Source organism: Pseudomonas sp. RC10 (genome assembly GCF_038397775.1).
In the GTDB taxonomy this organism is placed as follows: domain Bacteria; phylum Pseudomonadota; class Gammaproteobacteria; order Pseudomonadales; family Pseudomonadaceae; genus Aquipseudomonas; species Aquipseudomonas bambusae.
In genome coordinates this window covers 2,253,921-2,272,294 of the sequence record NZ_CP151650.1, presented here as the reverse complement: position 1 = coordinate 2,272,294, position 18,374 = coordinate 2,253,921, and the positions used below count along the sequence as shown (strand labels likewise).

Annotated in this window: 14 protein-coding genes; 12 read left to right on the top strand and 2 right to left on the bottom strand. The window is 61.4% G+C overall.

The features are described 5' to 3' along the window. Positions 1-7 precede the first annotated feature (7 nt). The 12 genes from AAEO81_RS10535 (at position 8) to nuoN (ending at position 14,518) form a co-directional block, all read left to right on the top strand. Positions 8-682, top strand: coding sequence for an NADH-quinone oxidoreductase subunit B (locus AAEO81_RS10535; protein WP_074755324.1), 675 nt, complete (start codon positions 8-10; stop codon positions 680-682). 72 nt (positions 683-754) lie between these two features. Next, complete coding sequence (gene nuoC / locus AAEO81_RS10530; protein WP_341963457.1) at positions 755-2,536, top strand: NADH-quinone oxidoreductase subunit C/D; 1,782 nt, start codon at positions 755-757, stop codon at positions 2,534-2,536. 2 nt (positions 2,537-2,538) lie between these two features. After that, positions 2,539-3,036 (top strand): NADH-quinone oxidoreductase subunit NuoE, encoded by a 498-nt coding sequence (gene nuoE / locus AAEO81_RS10525; protein ID WP_341963455.1) that lies wholly within the window; start codon positions 2,539-2,541, stop codon positions 3,034-3,036. Continuing rightward, the gene (gene nuoF, locus AAEO81_RS10520; protein WP_341963453.1) at positions 3,033-4,394 is read left to right on the top strand and encodes an NADH-quinone oxidoreductase subunit NuoF; all 1,362 of its coding nucleotides are present in this window, start codon (positions 3,033-3,035) and stop codon (positions 4,392-4,394) included. The genes nuoE and nuoF overlap by 4 nt, the downstream gene beginning before the upstream one ends. 140 nt (positions 4,395-4,534) lie before the next feature. Then, positions 4,535-7,252, top strand: a complete 2,718-nt coding sequence (nuoG, locus tag AAEO81_RS10515; protein WP_341963451.1) for an NADH-quinone oxidoreductase subunit NuoG — start codon at positions 4,535-4,537, stop codon at positions 7,250-7,252. Then, positions 7,249-8,238 carry an NADH-quinone oxidoreductase subunit NuoH gene (gene nuoH, locus AAEO81_RS10510; RefSeq protein ID WP_166594803.1) on the top strand — a complete coding sequence of 330 codons (990 nt, stop codon included), beginning with the start codon at positions 7,249-7,251 and terminating at the stop codon, positions 8,236-8,238. Before nuoG ends, nuoH begins: the two co-directional genes overlap by 4 nt. Before the next feature lie 11 nt (positions 8,239-8,249). Next, a complete protein-coding gene (nuoI, locus tag AAEO81_RS10505) occupies positions 8,250-8,798 on the top strand; it encodes an NADH-quinone oxidoreductase subunit NuoI (RefSeq protein ID WP_062380730.1) in 549 nt (182 codons plus the stop codon). A gap of 9 nt (positions 8,799-8,807) precedes the next feature. Continuing rightward, positions 8,808-9,308: an NADH-quinone oxidoreductase subunit J gene (nuoJ, locus tag AAEO81_RS10500; RefSeq protein ID WP_062380728.1), complete on the top strand. Its 501-nt coding sequence runs from the start codon at positions 8,808-8,810 to the stop codon at positions 9,306-9,308. Positions 9,309-9,312: 4 nt separating this feature from the next. Continuing rightward, entirely contained in the window at positions 9,313-9,624 is a 312-nt protein-coding gene (gene nuoK / locus AAEO81_RS10495; protein ID WP_166594802.1) for an NADH-quinone oxidoreductase subunit NuoK, read from the top strand. Continuing rightward, positions 9,621-11,468, top strand: a complete 1,848-nt coding sequence (nuoL, locus tag AAEO81_RS10490; RefSeq protein WP_341963447.1) for an NADH-quinone oxidoreductase subunit L — start codon at positions 9,621-9,623, stop codon at positions 11,466-11,468. Before nuoK ends, nuoL begins: the two co-directional genes overlap by 4 nt. Positions 11,469-11,520: 52 nt before the next feature. Further along, positions 11,521-13,053: an NADH-quinone oxidoreductase subunit M gene (nuoM, locus tag AAEO81_RS10485; protein WP_341963446.1), complete on the top strand. Its 1,533-nt coding sequence runs from the start codon at positions 11,521-11,523 to the stop codon at positions 13,051-13,053. 7 nt (positions 13,054-13,060) lie between these two features. After that, a complete protein-coding gene (gene nuoN / locus AAEO81_RS10480; RefSeq protein ID WP_166594799.1) occupies positions 13,061-14,518 on the top strand; it encodes an NADH-quinone oxidoreductase subunit NuoN in 1,458 nt (485 codons plus the stop codon). Positions 14,519-15,424: 906 nt separating this feature from the next. Here nuoN and AAEO81_RS10475 read toward each other — a convergent pair. Beyond that, positions 15,425-16,489 carry an AI-2E family transporter gene (locus AAEO81_RS10475; protein WP_341963444.1) on the bottom strand — a complete coding sequence of 355 codons (1,065 nt, stop codon included), beginning with the start codon at positions 16,487-16,489 and terminating at the stop codon, positions 15,425-15,427. 131 nt (positions 16,490-16,620) lie between these two features. Beyond that, the gene (locus AAEO81_RS10470) at positions 16,621-18,300 is read right to left on the bottom strand and encodes a methyl-accepting chemotaxis protein (protein ID WP_341963442.1); all 1,680 of its coding nucleotides are present in this window, start codon (positions 18,298-18,300) and stop codon (positions 16,621-16,623) included. Positions 18,301-18,374 lie beyond the last annotated feature (74 nt).

Here is an 18,374-nt window from a genome sequence, read left to right as displayed (position 1 = left end):
TTTGGCAATGCAATACAATCTCACCAGGATCGACCCCGATGCTCCTAACGAGCAGTATCCGATTGGCGAACGGGAAACCGTTTCCGATCCGTTAGAGGATCAAGTTCACAAAAACATCTTCATGGGCAAGCTCGAAGACGTGCTGAGCGGTGCTGTCAACTGGGGTCGCAAGAACTCCCTTTGGCCGTACAACTTCGGTCTGTCTTGCTGCTACGTGGAAATGACCACCGCCTTCACGGCGCCTCACGACATCGCGCGCTTTGGCGCCGAAGTCATCCGGGCATCGCCGCGTCAGGCCGATTTCATGGTCATCGCCGGCACCTGCTTCATCAAGATGGCCCCGATCATCCAGCGCCTCTACGAGCAAATGCTCGAACCTAAATGGGTTATCTCCATGGGTTCGTGCGCCAACTCCGGTGGCATGTATGACATCTACTCCGTTGTGCAGGGCGTGGACAAGTTCCTGCCTGTCGATGTCTACGTGCCCGGCTGCCCGCCCCGCCCAGAGGCATTTCTGCAAGGCTTGATGCTGTTGCAGGAATCCATTGGCCAGGAGCGACGTCCTCTGTCCTGGGTCGTCGGCGACCAAGGCGTGTACCGCGCCGAGATGCCGTCGCAGAAGGAACAGCGCCGCGAACAGCGTATCGCGGTGACAAACCTGCGCAGCCCCGACGAAGTCTGATCCAGTTTTCTTTACAAAAAGAAGCCTGAACCTGGGTTCATTCTGTACGTTGACCGATAGCGATCGAGACCTATGACTGCAGACACCGCTCTGTACATCCCGCCTTACAAGGCTGACGACCAAGAGGTCGTCGTTGAATTGCACAACCGTTTTGGCGCCGACGCGTTCACCGCCCAATCCACCGTCACTGGCATGCCAGTGCTGTGGGTGGCGCGCGCCAGACTGTTCGAAATCCTCACGTTCCTGCGCAACGTGCCCAAGCCGTACTCGATGTTGTACGACCTGCACGGCGTCGACGAACGCCTGCGCACCAAGCGCCGTGGCTTGCCAGACGCTGACTTCACCGTCTTCTACCATCTGCTGTCGGTAGAGCGTAATAGTGACGTCATGATCAAAGTGGCCTTGTCCGAGGGCGACCTCAGCGTGCCGACCGTCACCAGCATCTGGCCGAACGCCAACTGGTACGAACGCGAAGTGTGGGACATGTTCGGGATCGACTTCCCGGGCCACCCGCACTTGAGCCGCATCATGATGCCGCCGACCTGGGAAGGTCACCCGCTGCGCAAGGACTACCCTGCCCGCGCCACCGAATTCGACCCGTACAGCCTGACGCTGGCCAAACAGCAACTGGAAGAGGAAGCCGCCCGTTTCCGTCCGGAAGACTGGGGCATGAAGCGTTCCGGCACCAACGAGGACTACATGTTCCTCAACCTGGGTCCGAACCACCCTTCCGCTCACGGTGCATTCCGTATCGTGCTGCAGCTGGACGGCGAAGAGATCGTCGACTGCGTGCCTGACATTGGCTACCACCACCGTGGTGCCGAGAAGATGGCCGAGCGTCAGTCCTGGCACAGCTTCATCCCGTACACCGACCGTATCGACTACCTCGGCGGCGTGATGAACAACCTGCCGTACGTGCTCTCGGTCGAGAAGCTCGCGGGCATAAAGGTGCCTGAGAAGGTCGACGTCATCCGCATCATGATGGCCGAGTTCTTCCGGATCACCAGCCACCTGCTGTTCCTGGGTACGTATATCCAGGACGTCGGTGCGATGACCCCGGTGTTCTTCACCTTCACCGACCGCCAGAAAGCCTACACCGTGATCGAAGCGATCACCGGTTTCCGCCTGCACCCGGCCTGGTACCGCATCGGTGGTGTCGCTCACGACCTGCCGCGCGGATGGGAAAAGCTGGTCAAGGACTTCGTCGAATGGCTGCCGAAACGCCTGGACGAATACACCAAGGCTGCGCTGCAGAACAGCATCTTGAAGGGCCGTACCATCGGCGTCGCCGCTTACAACACCAAAGAGGCTCTGGAATGGGGCGTCACCGGTGCCGGGCTGCGCTCCACCGGTTGCGATTTCGACCTGCGCAAGGCGCGCCCGTATTCGGGCTATGAAAACTTCGAGTTCGAAGTGCCGCTGGGTCACAACGGCGACGCCTACGATCGCTGCATGGTTCGCGTCGAAGAAATGCGCCAGAGCATCAAGATCATCGACCAGTGCCTGCGCAACATGCCGGAAGGCCCGTACAAAGCGGATCACCCGCTGACCACGCCGCCGCCGAAAGAGCGCACCCTGCAGCACATCGAAACCTTGATCACGCACTTCCTGCAAGTTTCGTGGGGCCCGGTCATGCCGGCCAACGAATCCTTCCAGATGATCGAAGCGACCAAGGGCATCAACAGTTATTACCTGACGAGCGACGGCGGCACCATGAGCTACCGTACCCGGATTCGCACCCCAAGCTACCCGCACCTGCAGCAGATCCCTTCGGTGATCAAAGGCAGCATGGTCGCGGACTTGATCGCGTACCTGGGTAGTATCGACTTCGTTATGGCCGACGTGGACCGCTAAGCATGAACAGCACGCTTATCCAGACAGACCGTTTCGCCTTGAGCGAATCCGAGCGCTCGGCCATCGAGCACGAAATGCATCACTACGAGGACCCGCGCGCGGCGTCCATCGAAGCCCTGAAGATTGTCCAGAAGGAACGCGGCTGGGTGCCGGACGGCGCGATTTACGCCATTGGCGAAGTGCTGGGCATCCCCGCCAGCGACGTTGAAGGTGTGGCCACGTTCTACAGCCAGATCTTCCGTCAGCCTGTGGGCCGTCACATCATCCGCGTCTGCAACAGCATGGTCTGCTACATCGCCGGTCACGAAGACATCGTCGGCGAAATCCAGAACAAGCTGGGCATCGGCCTGGGGCAGACCACTGCCGATGGCCGCTTCACGCTGCTGCCGGCCTGCTGCCTGGGCAACTGCGACAAGGCGCCGGCGGTCATGATCGACGACGACACTTTCGGCAATCTGCAGCCCGCTGGCGTTGCCCAGCTGCTGGAGGGTTACGTATGACCATCACTTCCTTCGGCCCGGCGAACCTGATCCAGCGCACGCCGGAAACCCACCCGCTGACCTGGCGCCTGCGCGACGACGGCGAGCCCGTGTGGTTCGACGAATACGTGGCCAAAGACGGCTACGCGGCTGCCCGCAAGGCCTTCGCCCAGCAATCCCCTGACGAAATCGTTCAGTCGGTCAAGGACTCCGGCCTCAAGGGTCGCGGCGGTGCAGGCTTCCCCACGGGCGTGAAGTGGGGCCTGATGCCCAAAGACGAATCCATGAACATCCGCTACCTGCTGTGCAACGCGGACGAGATGGAACCGAACACCTGGAAAGACCGCATGCTGATGGAGCAACTGCCCCATCTGCTGGTGGAAGGCATGCTGATCAGTGCCCGCGCACTGAAGGCCTACCGGGGCTACATCTTCCTGCGTGGCGAATACGTCACCGCTGCCAAGCACTTGAACCGCGCCGTGGCTGAAGCCAAGGCGGCAGGCCTGCTGGGCAAGAACATCCTGGGCACCGGCTTCGACTTCGAACTGTTCGTCCACACCGGCGCCGGACGTTACATCTGCGGTGAAGAAACCGCACTGATCAACTCCCTGGAAGGCCGTCGCGCCAATCCGCGCTCCAAGCCGCCCTTCCCTGCCGCCGTCGGCGTGTGGGGCAAGCCGACTTGCGTAAACAATGTCGAAACCCTGTGCAACGTCCCGGCGATCGTGAACAACGGCAACGACTGGTACAAATCGCTGGCCCGCGAAGGCAGCGAAGACCACGGCACCAAGCTGATGGGCTTCTCCGGCAAGGTGAAGAACCCCGGCATCTGGGAATTGCCATTCGGTCTGCCAGCACGCGAGCTGTTCGAAGACTACGCGGGCGGCATGCGCGATGGCTTCAAGCTCAAATGCTGGCAGCCCGGCGGTGCCGGTACCGGTTTCCTGTTGCCTGAGCACTTGGACTGCGCCTTCTACGCCGGTGGCGTGGCCAAGGTCGGCACCCGAATGGGTACGGGCCTGGCGATGGCGGTGGACGACAAGGTCAACATGGTGTCGTTGCTGCGCAACATGGAAGAGTTCTTCGCCCAGGAGTCGTGCGGTTTCTGCACCCCTTGCCGCGATGGCTTGCCATGGAGCGTGAAGATGCTGCGCGCCCTTGAAAATGGCCAGGGTCAACCGGGCGATATCGAGACGCTGCTGGGGTTGGTCAACTTCCTCGGCCCAGGCAAGACCTTCTGCGCCCACGCACCGGGCGCCGTGGAACCTCTGGGCAGCGCGATCAAATACTTCCGCTCGGAATTCGAAGCCGGCATCGCACCTCAACGTGCGGCACCCGGTCTCGTTCCCGGCAAAGCACCGACCATTGTCGGCGCATAAAAAAGACTGACCGGTCGATAAGCCTCAAAAGCTTGTCGACCTTTGCCCCGGTTGCGCCTCACTGGCTGTTTGAACCGTGGCAGCACCGAGATTCCATTAGCCACGCCCGCTGACACCGGGCCAACGAAGAACTTTGAACCATGGCTACTATCCACGTAGACGGCAAAGCGCTCGAAGTCGATGGCGCAGACAACCTGTTACAGGCCTGTCTGTCGCTGGGGCTCGACATCCCTTATTTCTGCTGGCATCCAGCCCTTGGCAGCGTTGGCGCCTGTCGCCAGTGCGCGGTCAAGCAGTACACCGACGAGAACGACACCCGTGGTCGTATCGTCATGTCCTGCATGACCCCTGCCACGGACAACACCTGGATCTCCATCGACGACGACGAATCCAAGGCGTTCCGCGCCAGCGTCGTCGAATGGCTGATGACCAACCACCCGCACGACTGCCCGGTCTGCGAGGAGGGTGGTCACTGCCATTTGCAGGACATGACCGTGATGACCGGCCACAACGAGCGCCGGTATCGCTTCACCAAACGCACCCACCAGAACCAGGAGCTGGGGCCGTTCATCGCGCACGAGATGAACCGCTGCATCGCCTGCTATCGCTGCGTGCGCTTCTATAAAGACTACGCCGGCGGCACCGACCTCGGCGTGTTCGGCGCCCACGACAACGTGTACTTCGGTCGCGTTGAAAGCGGCACGCTGGAAAGCGAGTTCTCCGGCAACCTCACCGAGGTCTGCCCGACCGGTGTGTTCACCGACAAGACCCACTCCGAGCGCTACAACCGCAAATGGGACATGCAGTTCTCGCCGAGCATCTGCCACGGCTGCTCCAGCGGTTGCAACATCAGCCCCGGCGAGCGTTACGGCGAAATCCGCCGCATCGAGAACCGCTACAACGGTTCGGTGAATCAGTACTTCCTGTGTGACCGTGGCCGTTTCGGCTATGGCTACGTCAACCGCACTGACCGTCCACGTCAGCCGCTGCTGGCCCAGGGCAACGTCAAGCTGAGCCTGGACGAAGCACTGGACAAGGCCGCCGACCTGCTGCGCGGTCGCAACATCGTCGGCATCGGTTCGCCACGTGCCAGCCTGGAAAGCAACTTCGCCCTGCGCGAACTGGTCGGTGCCGAGCATTTCTACTCGGGCATCGAAGCCGGTGAGCTGGAGCGTGTGCGTCTGGTCGTTCAGGTTCTGAAAGACAGCCCGCTGCCGATCCCGACCCTGCGTGAAGTCGAAGAGCACGACGCCGTGTTCATCCTCGGTGAGGACGTCACCCAGACCGCCGCACGCATGGCCCTGGGCCTGCGTCAGTCGGTGAAAAACAAGGCTGAAGACATGGCCGCTGCGATGAAAGTCCAGCCATGGCTCGACGCCGCCGTGAAGAACATCGGTCAGCACGAACTGAACCCGCTGTTCATCGCCAGCCTCGCTGACACCCGTCTGGACGACATCGCCGAAGAGTGTGTACACGCCGCTCCCGACGATCTGGCCCGCATCGGTTTCGCCGTGGCCCACGCCATCGACCCAAGCGCCCCTGCGGTTGCGGGTCTGGACGCCGAAGCGCTGGAGCTGGCCGGTCGTATCGCCGAAGCGCTGCTGGCCGCCAAGCGTCCGTTGATCGTGTCCGGCACTTCGCTGGGTTCCAACGCGCTGATCGAAGCGGCTGCCAACATCGCCAAAGCCCTGAAACTGCGCGACAAGAGCGGCTCCCTGAGCTTGATCGTGCCGGAAGCCAACAGCATGGGCCTGGCCCTGTTCGGTGGTGATTCGGTGGATACCGCGCTGGATCAAGTGATCTCGGGCAAGGCCGACGCCATCGTCGTGCTGGAAAACGACCTGTTCACCCGCGTTGACGCGGCCAAGGTCGAAGCTGCTCTTAAAGCCGCGAAAGTGGTGATCGTCGCTGATCATCAAAAGACCGCGACCACTGACCGTGCCGACCTCGTGCTGCCAGCCGCCAGCTTCGCCGAAGGCGACGGTACGCTGGTTAGCCAGGAAGGCCGCGCCCAGCGCTTCTTCCAGGTCTACGATCCGACCTACCTCGACGCCAGCATCCAGATCCACGAAGGCTGGCGCTGGCTGCACGCCCTGCGCGCGACCCTGCTGAACAAGCCTGTGGACTGGACGCAACTGGACCACGTCACCGAAGCCGTCGCCGCGAGCAATGTGCAACTGGCCGGTATCGTCGGTGCCGCCCCTTCCGCCAGCTTCCGCATCAAGGGCCTGAAACTGGCCCGCGAACCGCTGCGTTACAGCGGCCGGACGGCCATGCGCGCCAACATCAGCGTGCATGAACCGCGTACCTCGCAGGACAAGGACACCGCGTTCTCGTTCTCGATGGAAGGTTACTCGGGCTCCGCCGAACCGCGCTCCCAGGTGCCTTTCGCCTGGTCGCCGGGCTGGAACTCCCCACAAGCGTGGAACAAGTTCCAGGACGAAGTCGGTGGTCACCTGCGTGCGGGCGATCCGGGCGTACGCCTGATCGAAAGCAGCGGCGACAAACTGAGCTGGTTCGCAGCCGTGCCGCGCGCCTTCTCCCCTGCCCAGGGCACCTGGCAGGTCGTGCCGTTCTTCCACCTGTTCGGCAGCGAGGAAAACTCCTCGAAAGCCGCACCGGTGCAAGAGCGTATCCCTGAAGCCTACGTGTCGCTGGCCAAGTCCGAAGCGGACCGCCTGGGCGTCAACGACGGTGCCTTGCTCAGCCTCAACATTGCCGGTCAGACCCTGCGTCTGCCACTGCGCATCAATGAGGAACTGGGTGCAGGTCTGGTGGCACTGCCATCGGGTCTGGCCGGCATTCCTCCGGCCCTGGCCGGGAAAACCGTTGAGGGTCTGCAGGAGGCAGCACAATGACGTGGTTTACCCCTGAAGTGATCGACTCGATCATCGCGGTCCTCAAGGCCATCGTGGTGCTGCTCGCCGTGGTGGTCTGCGGCGCGCTGCTCAGCTTCGTCGAACGTCGTCTGCTGGGCTGGTGGCAGGACCGTTACGGTCCGAACCGCGTCGGCCCGTTCGGTATGTTCCAGATCGCTGCGGACATGCTGAAGATGTTCTTCAAGGAAGACTGGAACCCGCCCTTCGTCGACAAGATGATCTTCACCCTGGCGCCGGTCGTGGCCATGAGTGCGCTGCTGATCTCGTTCTCGATCATCCCGGTCACCCAGACCTGGGTGGTCGCCGACTTGAACATCGGCCTGCTGTTCTTCTTCGCCATGGCCGGTCTGTCGGTGTACGCGGTGCTGTTCGCCGGCTGGTCCTCGAACAACAAGTACGCCCTGCTGGGCAGCTTGCGTGCCTCGGCACAAACCGTCTCGTACGAAGTGTTCCTGGGCCTGTCCCTGATGGGCATCATCGTGCAGGTCGGTTCGTTCAACATGGGCGACATCGTTCAGTACCAGGCCGATCACCTGTGGTTCATCATTCCGCAGTTCTTCGGCTTCTGTACCTTCTTCATCGCTGGCGTCGCCGTGACTCACCGTCACCCGTTCGACCAGCCGGAAGCGGAACAGGAACTGGCCGACGGTTACCACATTGAATACGCCGGCATGAAGTGGGGCATGTTCTTCGTCGGTGAGTACATCGGCATCATCCTGATCTCGGCGCTGCTGGTGACCCTGTTCTTCGGTGGCTGGCACGGCCCGTTCAACATCCTGCCGCAACTGTCGTTCATGTGGTTCGTCCTGAAAACCGCGTTCTTCATCATGCTGTTCATCCTGCTGCGCGCTTCTATCCCGCGTCCGCGTTATGACCAGGTGATGGATTTCAGCTGGAAGTTCTGCCTGCCACTGACCCTGATCAATTTGCTAGTGACCGCTGCGGTCGTCTTGGCGGCTCAGTGAGGATTTGACCCATGTTCAAATATATTGGCGACATCGTTAAGGGTACGGGTACCCAGCTACGCAGCCTGATCATGGTCTTTGGCCATGGCTTCCGTAAGCGCGACACCCTGCAATACCCGGAAGAAGCGGTTTACCTGCCACCGCGTTACCGTGGCCGTATCGTCCTGACCCGCGACCCCGACGGCGAAGAGCGCTGCGTGGCGTGCAACCTGTGCGCCGTGGCCTGTCCGGTCGGCTGCATCTCGCTGCAGAAAGCCGAGACCGAAGACGGGCGCTGGTACCCGGACTTCTTCCGCATCAACTTCTCGCGTTGCATCTTCTGCGGTCTCTGTGAAGAAGCCTGCCCGACCACCGCGATCCAGCTCACGCCGGATTTCGAAATGGCCGAGTTCAAACGTCAGGATCTGGTGTACGAGAAGGAAGATCTGCTGATCTCCGGTCCCGGCAAGAACCCTGACTACAACTTCTACCGCGTTGCGGGGATGGCGATCGCTGGCAAGCCGAAAGGCGCCGCACAGAACGAAGCCGAGCCCATCAACGTCAAGAGCTTGCTGCCTTAAGGAAGAAAGATGGAATTCGCTTTCTATTTCGCATCCGGCATTGCTGTTGTGGCCACCCTTCGGGTGATTACCAACACGAACCCGGTGCACGCCCTGCTCTACCTGATCATTTCGCTGATCGCCGTGGCCATGACCTTCTTCAGCCTCGGCGCGCCGTTCGCCGGAGCCCTGGAAGTGATCGCCTACGCCGGTGCCATCATGGTGCTGTTCGTGTTCGTGGTGATGATGCTGAACCTGGGCCCGGCCTCGGTTCAGCAGGAACGCGCCTGGCTGAAGCCCGGTATCTGGCTCGGCCCGATCCTGCTGGGCGGCCTGCTGCTGGCCGAACTGCTGTACGTGCTGTTCGCCAACTCCACCGGCGCCGGTATCGGTCACACCACGGTGGACGCCAAGGCCGTCGGCATCAGCCTGTTCGGTCCTTACCTGCTGGTTGTCGAACTCGCGTCGATGCTGCTGCTCGCTGCAGCCGTGACGGCGTTCCATGTCGGCCGCAACGAGGCGAAGGAGTAACCCCATGCACTCGACGATCCCTCTCGAACATGGCCTGGCGGTTGCCGGTGTCCTGTTCTGCCTCGGTCTGGCGGGCCTGTTGGTACGCCGCAACATTCTGTTCGTGTTGATGAGCCTGGAAGTGATGATGAACTCTGCCGCACTGGCCTTCGTCGTGGCGGGTAGCCGCTGGGCGCAGCCTGACGGTCAGATCATGTTCATTCTGGTGATCAGCCTTGCCGCAGCCGAGGCCAGCATTGGCCTGGCGATCCTGCTGCAACTGTATCGCCGCTTCCACACTCTCGATATCGACGCTGCCAGCGAGATGCGCGGATGAACCTACTCTTCCTGACGTTCGTATTTCCTCTGATCGGCTTTTTGCTGCTGTCGTTCTCGCGCGGCAAATGGTCGGAAAACCTGTCTGCCCTGATCGGCGTCGGCTCCATTGGCCTGTCGGCCATCGTTGCTGCCTACGTGATCTGGCAATTCAACGTCGCGCCGCCGGAAGGCGGTCACCTGACCCTGGTGCTGTGGCAGTGGATGTCGGTTGACGGCTTCGACCCTAACTTCGCCCTGTACGTCGATGGCCTGTCCATCACCATGCTGGGTGTCGTGGTCGGCGTCGGCTTCCTGATCCACCTGTTCGCGTCCTGGTACATGCGCGGTGAAGACGGCTACTCGCGTTTCTTCTCCTACACCAACCTGTTTATTGCCAGCATGTTGTTCCTGATCCTGGGCGACAACCTGCTGTTCATCTACTTCGGTTGGGAAGGCGTAGGGCTGTGCTCGTACCTGTTGATCGGTTTCTATTACAGCAACCGCAACAACGGCAACGCCGCACTGAAAGCCTTCATCGTGACCCGCATCGGCGACGTGTTCATGGCCATCGGCCTGTTCATCCTGTTCCAGCAACTGGGCACGCTGAACATTCAGGAACTGCTGGTCCGTGCGCCTCAGCACTTCAAGGTCGGCGATTTCTGGATCGTGCTGGCGACCCTGATGCTGCTGGGTGGTGCGGTCGGTAAATCCGCGCAACTGCCGCTGCAAACCTGGCTGGCGGATGCGATGGCCGGTCCTACCCCGGTGTCGGCACTGATCCACGCCGCGACCATGGTGACCGCGGGCGTCTACCTGATCGCCCGTACCCACGGCCTGTTCGCCCTGGCGCCGGACATCCTGCACCTGGTCGGCATCGTCGGCGGTGTGACCCTGGTGCTGGCCGGTTTCGCAGCACTCGTGCAGACCGACATCAAACGTATCCTCGCCTACTCGACCATGAGCCAGATCGGCTACATGTTCCTGGCGCTGGGCGTGGGTGCATGGGAAGGCGCGATCTTCCACCTGATGACCCACGCCTTCTTCAAGGCCTTGCTGTTCCTTGCCTCCGGTGCGGTGATCGTTGCCTGCCACCACGAGCAGAACATCTTCAAGATGGGCGGCCTGTGGAAGAAACTGCCGCTGGCCTACACCAGCTTCATCGTCGGCGGCGCGGCCCTGGCGGCACTGCCGATCCTGACCGCAGGCTTCTACTCCAAGGACGAGATCCTCTTGGAAGCCTTCGCCAGCGGCCATCAGTATCTGCTCTACGCAGGTCTGGTCGGTGCCTTCATGACGTCGCTGTACACCTTCCGCCTGATCTTCATCGCCTTCCACGGCGAAGCGAAGACCGAAGCCCACGCTGGCCACGGGATTTCCCACTGGTTGCCGTTGAGCGTGCTGATCGTGCTGTCGACCTTCATCGGCGCCTGGATTCATCCACCGCTGGCTGGCGTACTGCCGGAAAGCGCGGGTCACGCCGGTGGCGAAGCCAAGCACAGCCTGGAAATCGCCTCGGGCGCCATTGCGCTGGCCGGTATCCTGCTGTCCGCGCTGCTGTTCCTGGGCAAGCGTCGTCTGGTGACCGCCATCGCCAACAGTGGTCCGGGTCGTTTCCTGTCCGCCTGGTGGTTCGCGGCATGGGGCTTCGACTGGGTTTACGATTTGCTGTTCGTCAAACCTTACCTGGCTATCAGCCGCCTGCTGCGTGGCGACCCGCTCGACCACACCATCGGCCTGATCCCGCGTCTCGCGAAAGCCGGTAACACGTTGATGAGCCGCAGTGAAACCGGTCAGCTCCGCTGGTACGCCGCTTCGATCGCCGCAGGTGCCGTACTGGTACTTGGCGCGATTGTGCTGGTCTGATGAGTCGATCTGACATGAACCTTGCGACTTTGCGAAAGGAATTGAGCCCGTCATGATTCTGCCTTGGCTAATCCTGATCCCCTTCATCGGCGGCCTGCTGTGCTGGCAAGGTGAGCGCTTCGGCCCTACCCTGCCGCGCTGGATTGCGCTGCTGACAATGTCCCTCCTCACGGCACTGGGCCTGTGGTTGTGGATGACCGGTACTTACAGCTACGCGCCAGCCCCTGGCGCCGATCCCACCTGGGCCGTTGAATTCAAGGCCCAGTGGATCCAGCGCTTCGGTATCAGCGTGCACCTGGCGCTGGATGGCCTGTCATTGCTGATGATTCTCCTGACCGGCCTGCTGGGTATCCTCTCGGTACTCTGCTCGTGGAAAGAGATTCAGCGTAACGTCGGCTTCTTCCACCTGAACCTGATGTGGATCCTGGGCGGTGTCGTCGGCGTGTTCCTCGCCATCGACCTGTTCATGTTCTTCTTCTTCTGGGAAATGATGCTGGTGCCGATGTACTTCCTCATCGCGCTCTGGGGTCACAGCTCGGCAGACGGCAAGAAGACTCGCATCTACGCCGCGACCAAGTTCTTCATCTTCACTCAGGCCAGCGGCCTGATCATGCTGGTGGCGATCCTCGGTCTGGTGCTGGTGCATTTCAACCAGACCGGCGTGATCACCTTCGCCTACGCGGACCTGTTGAAGACCAAGCTGTCCCACAGCACCGAGTACATCCTGATGCTGGGCTTCTTCATCGCCTTCGCGGTGAAGCTGCCGATCGTGCCGCTGCACTCGTGGTTGCCTGACGCTCACGCCCAGGCGCCGACCGCAGGTTCTGTGGACCTGGCGGGCATCCTGCTGAAGACCGCTGCGTATGGTCTTCTGCGCTTTGCCCTGCCGCTGTTCCCGAACGCTTCGGCGGAGTTCGCGCCGATTGCGATGATCCTCGGCCTGATCGGTATCTTCTACGGCGCCTTCCTGGCGTTCGCGCAGACCGACATCAAGCGCCTGATCGCCTTCTCCAGCGTCTCGCACATGGGTTTCGTGCTGATCGGTATCTACTCCGGCAGCCTGCAAGCGCTGCAAGGTGTGGTGGTTCAGATGCTGGCGCACGGTCTGTCGGCCGCCGCGCTCTTTATCCTCAGCGGTCAGCTGTACGAGCGCACCCACACCCGCGACATGCGTGAAATGGGCGGCCTGTGGAACAAGATCGCGTACCTGCCGGCCATCAGCCTGTTCTTCGCGGCCGCGTCGCTGGGCCTGCCAGGCACCGGTAACTTCGTCGGCGAGTTCCTGATCCTGATCGGCAGCTTCGTCCACGCCCCGTGGATCACGGCCATCGCGACGTCCGGCCTGGTGTTCGGTTCGGTGTATTCGCTGATCATGATCCACCGCGTGTACTTCGGCCCGGCCAAGACCGAGGAAATCCTCAAGGGCATGGACGGTCGGGAATTGATCATGGTGCTCGGCCTGGCCGTGTTGCTGGTCCTGCTGGGGATCGCCCCGCAGCACATTCTCGACACTTCCACGGCGACCATGCATGGCGTGCAGCAATGGCTCGGCACCGCCTTCACTCAACTCGCTTCGGCCCGGTAAGAGCGCTATGGACCTGACGATTCAACACTTTATTGCGCTGGCGCCGCTGCTGATTACCAGCATCACCGTTGTGGTGGTGATGCTGGGCATCGCATGGCGTCGCAATCACTCGCAATCGTTCCTGCTCACCGTGGCGGGACTCAACCTGGCATTGCTGTCGATTTACCCGGCCCTCAAGGTCGCGCCGCTGGTGGTCACTCCCCTGCTGCAGATCGACAGCTTCGCCCTGCTGTACATCGGCATCATCCTGGTCTCGACCCTGGCGTGCGTCACCCTGGCACACGCCTATCTGGGTGAAGGCAAGGCGGGTTATCCGGGCAACCGCGAAGAGCTTTACCTGCTGATCCTGATGGCTGCGGCCGGTGCGATGGTGCTGGTCGCCGCGCAACACCTGGCCAGCCTGTTCATCGGTCTGGAACTGCTGTCGGTGCCGGTCTACGGTCTGGTGGCGTACGCCTTCTTCAACAAGCGTTCGCTGGAAGCCGGCATCAAGTACATGGTGCTGTCGGCCGCCGGTTCCGCGTTCCTGCTGTTCGGCATGGCGCTGCTGTACGCCGACGCGGGCAGCCTGGGCTTCGCTGAAATCGGCAAGGCCCTCGCGGCCACCGGCATGCCAAGCCAGATGGCAAGCCTGGGTCTGGGCATGATGTTGATCGGCCTGGGCTTCAAGCTGTCGCTGGTGCCGTTCCACCTGTGGACCCCGGACGTGTACGAAGGCGCCCCTGCCCCGGTGGCGGCGTTCCTCGCCACCGCCAGCAAGGTCGCGGTGTTCGGTGTGCTGGTTCGCCTGTTCCAGATCTCCCCGGCCGCCACCAGCGGCGTGCTGACCGATGTCATGTCGGTCATCGCCGTCGCGTCGATCATCATCGGTAACCTGCTGGCGCTGACGCAGAACAACCTCAAGCGTCTGCTGGGTTATTCGTCCATCGCCCACTTCGGCTACATGATGATCGCGATGGTCGCCAGCAAAGGCATGGCAGTCGAGGCCATCAGCGTGTACCTGGTGACCTACGTACTGACCAGCCTGGGTGCGTTCGGCGTGATCACGCTGATGTCGTCGCCGTACAGCGGCCGCGATGCGGATGCGCTGTTCGAATACCGTGGCCTGTTCTGGCGTCGTCCTTACCTGACGGCTGTACTGACCGTGATGATGCTGTCGCTGGCCGGTATTCCGCTCACCACGGGCTTCATCGGTAAGTTCTACATTATTGCGACGGGCGTCGAAGCTCACCTGTGGTGGCTGACCGGTTCACTGGTCATCGGCAGTGCGATCGGTGTGTTCTATTACCTGCGGGTGATGGTGACGCTGTATCTGCAAGACTCGAAGATCCAGCGCCACGACGCTCCATTCAACTGGGCGCAACGTGCGGGTGGTGTGATGCTGTTGGGGATTACGCTGCTGGCGTTCTTCCTGGGTGTCTATCCGCAGCCGCTGTTGACACTGGTGCAACACGCCGGGTTGTGATGGTTCGGTAGATATGAAAAAGCCCTGCTCTTGAGCGGGGCTTTTTTATGGGTGAGGGTTTTGGGTGTATATCCATTGCTGCGGTAACGGCTGCTAATGGTTCCGCCCTTACGGCGGGTCACTTTTGGCAAGAGCGCCCCAAAAGTAACCAAAAACGCTTTGCTCCTGGTTTGGCCCTCCTTCGTCGGGTTCCCTCGCTCCGGCGACGCTCCGTGGGCCCGCGCCGAACGGACATCCATGTCCTTGCGGCGCTCTCGCGGCATCCATGCCGCTCGACCCACTCCGCATCGCCTGCGTTCGGCCTGCACCCAAGTCGCGTTCGACGGTGTCTGGACCTTCGCGTTAGAAAAGCTTCGCTGGCTGGAGCTAACGCTCTTCGCGAGCCAGGCGCTCACGCTTTCCCCGTCATACCTCAATCCCCCCTGTAGGAGCGAATTCATTCGCGAAAAAATGGTTTAGACGATCGAGATGTATTGTCTGTACCGGCCATTCGCGAATGAATTCGCTCCCACAGTTGAGACCTGTGTCTGGATTAAAGCTCTGCGCACGTCATTACATCGCGAAGAGCGTTAGCTCCAGCAAGATCGCTTTTGATCTTTTCCCACGCCAGTCCAGACACCACAAATCGCGACTTGGGTGCAGGCCGAACGCAGGCGGCGCGGAGTGGGTCGAGCGGCATGGATGCCGCGAGAGCCGCGCTGGGCCATGGATGGCCCTTCGCGGCGGGCCCACGGAGCGTCGCCGGAGTGAGGGAACCCGAGGAACGAGGGCCAAGCCAGGAGCAGGCACCCTTGGTTACTTGGGGTGCTTTTCCAAGTAACTCGCCGGAGGCGAAATCTTCTGCCCCCAGGCAGAACCTATATCAGCATCACCCGAGATAACGGATATACACACAAAACAAAAAGACTACCCCGGCAACCTCACCGTCGTCTTCGCCCCGGTAAACAACCCCCACGTCGACATGAACAACGCCGCAATCATCGGCCCGATCACAAACCCGTTCAGCCCGAACACTGCCATCCCCCCCAGCGTCGAAATCAAAATCAGGTAATCCGGCATCCGCGTGTCCTTGCCCACCAGAATCGGTCGCAGCACGTTATCCACCAATCCGATCACGAATACGCCGAACAACCCCAGCACCACGCCCTGCCAAATCATCCCGCTCAGCAGGAAATACGCAGCCACCGGCGCCCAGACGATCCCCGCCCCTACCGCCGGCAACAGCGACAGAAAAGCCATCGCCACCGCCCACAGCAACGCGCTGGGAATGTCCAGAATCCAGAAAATCAGACCGCCCAGCGCACCTTGGGTGATCGCCACCACCACATTGCCCTTCACCGTCGCGCGTACGACGCGGGTGAACTTCAGTTGCAGTCGACGCTTCTGCGCCTCGGCCAGGGGAATGGCGATGCGAATACGACGGGTCAGGTCCTGGCCGTCGCGCAGGAAGAAAAACAGCAGGTACAGCATGATGAAAAAACTCACCACGAAATCGAACGTGCCCTGTCCGAAGCTGAACGCCTGGGTCGCCAAGTATTGACTGCCCTGCATCGCCGTCTTTGAAATCTTGTCCTGCAGCCCGTTGAAATCTCCGATACCCAGACGATTGAGCCAATGCTGCATCGAGGTCGGCAGCAACGCCTTGAATTCGGCGAGGTATTTGGGGATGTCAAGCTGGCCGCTTTCGACGCTTTTGTACAGCGCAGCACCTTCCTGGACCATCAGCATGCTGATGATGATCACTGGCAAGATCGCGATCACCAGGCAGATCATCAATGTGCACAGCGAGGTGAGGTTGCGTTGCCAGCCGAAGCGCGCCACCAGTCGCCGTTGCAGGGGTGCGAAGATGATGCCCAGCACCACCGCCCAGAACACCGCACCGTAAAACGGCAGCAGTATCCAGATGAAGGCCAGCGTCACCAGGACCACCAGCAGCATCAGGGTTTTGTTTTGCAGCGAGGTCTCGTTCATGTTCCTTCCATGTCATTAAGCCCCGCTAAACGCAGGGCCTAATGATTAGTCCGTCAATCGCAACAGGAGTGCCGCCGGAGAGAGGCTGCGGGAAGGAAACGATGGGCCATTGCGGCCCACCGTGTGGCGCATCAGATGCGGAACTGGCCTACCAGTTGGCCAAGACGATGATTGAGGTCGGTCAGGCTGCGCGACGTGGTGGCACTGTGGCGGGTCTCGTCGGCAACGCTTTCGACCGCCACGGCGATCTGATGCACGCTGCGGTTGATTTCTTCGGCCACGGCCGTCTGTTCTTCAGCGGCGCTGGCGATCTGCGCGTTCATCGAATTGATCGTGCCGATCAGTTGGCCGATGGTGTCCAGCGACGCACCCGCTTCGTTGGCCCGGGCCGAGGTGCCATCGCCGGCCTCGCTGGAGCGGCGCATGGCGGCCACGGCGCCTTGGGTGCCCTGTTGCAGGCGGTCGATCATGCCCTGAATTTCCTGCGTGCTTTGTTGCGTGCGGCTGGCCAGGGCGCGGACTTCATCGGCCACCACCGCAAACCCGCGACCCGCTTCGCCCGCCCGTGCAGCTTCGATGGCCGCGTTCAGCGCCAGTAAGTTGGTCTGCTCGGCGATGGAACGGATCACCCCCAGCACGCCGACGATGGAGGTCACGTCGTTCTGCAGGCTGTCGAGCGACGCGCCGCTATGACGAATGTCACTCACCAGCGCATGGATCTGCTGAATGCTGCCGTCGACGACGCGCTTGGCGGTCTGGCCTTCCTGATCGGTCTGCTGCGCGGCCACCGACGCGCCTTGCGCGCTCTTGGCGACTTCCTGCGCCGCTGCCGACATCTGGTTGATCGCCGTCGCCACTTGATCGGTTTCGTGACGTTGGCGCTCCATGGCCTGTTCGGAACGCTGCGCCTGATGGGTGACTTCACCCACCAGGCCGGTCAGTTGCGAGGTCATTTCCGCGATCTGGCGCACCAGCCCGTGAATCTTGTCGACGAAGCGGTTGAACGAGCCCGCCAGATCACCCAGTTCGTCCTGCGAGGTCACGGCCAGGCGGCGGGTCAAGTCGCCCTCCCCGGCCGCGATGTCGTCCAGGTTGGCTTTCATCAAGCGCAAGGGACGCAAGATGCCGCCCGCGATCCAGACACCGAGTGCGCCGATGATCAGTAACACCACCACCGCGATGCCGATGATGCTGATCAGCATGCCCTGAATGCGCCGGGATACAGCCTCACGGACCTCGGCCACCTTGGCGTCGATGTTGTCCAGATTGACCGACGAGCCGATGGCGATGTCCCACTTGGGAAGGTATTCGGTGTAGCCGAGCTTGGGCACCGATTCGGTCGAACCGGGGAGCGCGGAGGAGTATTCGAGGTAATGAGTGCCCGCTTTCGCGACCTCTACCAGGCCGATGTTGTAGTACACACCGTTGGCGTCGTGCACGTCCTTGAAGCTTTTCCCGATGCCGTCCGGGCTGCTGCCTTTGAACAGCCGAATCGCCTGGGAGTCGTAGCCGAAGAAGTAGCCGTCTTTGGCGTACTTGACCTGAGACAGCATCTTGATGACCTGCGCGCGGGCGTCCATGTCGCCCTGCGCAGAAGCGTCGTACAGCGGTTTGATGGTGCCCATGGCCACTGCAACGTGGCTTTGCAAGGTGGCCTTGGCCTCAGCGAGCAAATGCTGCCGGGTTTCTTCCACCTCACGCGTGGCCTGATCGCGCAACATCATGACCGTACTCAGGCTGATGATCAGCGCAAACAGCACCACCGGAAGCACGGCGAGGGAGAGAACTTTGGCTTTCAGATTTAGCCGCATAGGTGTCGTGACCTTTTATTATTGTGGGCAACGGGCCATCCAGGCTCCTTAATAGGTAGCGGCGCAGTACAGCA